The sequence below is a fragment of the Rhizobium sp. Leaf311 genome (assembly GCF_001423445.1).
Lineage (GTDB): Bacteria > Pseudomonadota > Alphaproteobacteria > Rhizobiales > Rhizobiaceae > Agrobacterium.
This window is the reverse complement of the sequence record NZ_LMNZ01000024.1, coordinates 3,952-4,219: the sequence shown is the minus strand read 5'-3', so window position 1 is coordinate 4,219 and position 268 is coordinate 3,952. Positions and strand designations below refer to the sequence as shown.

The following is a 268-nucleotide window of genomic DNA, read 5'->3' as shown; positions in this document are numbered from 1 at the left end:
TATCCGTTTTTTTGAGTCCGCTTTGGAAAGGGCTTCGCGGAGGATTTCGACCTCCATCGTCTTGCGACCGAGCATGCGCTCCAACTCCCGGACGCGATCCTCCAGTTTCTTCACTTCCGAATTCCCGACAACCGCCTCGTCAGAATCCACGGCCGCAGCACCTCCCTCACTCAAAAGCCTGCGCCATCGATACAGCAGATTGGGCGCAACGCCATGGCGGCGAGCGGTCGATGATACCGTCTCGCCAGGTTCAAAACTTTGCTCAATC

1 protein-coding gene is annotated in these 268 nt (G+C 57.1%); it reads right to left on the bottom strand.

Annotation, left to right across the window (positions count from 1 at the left end; translation table 11 throughout):
• The coding region (locus ASF69_RS23645; RefSeq protein WP_244475546.1) for a transposase at window positions 1-268 on the bottom strand (268 nt) is incomplete at both ends.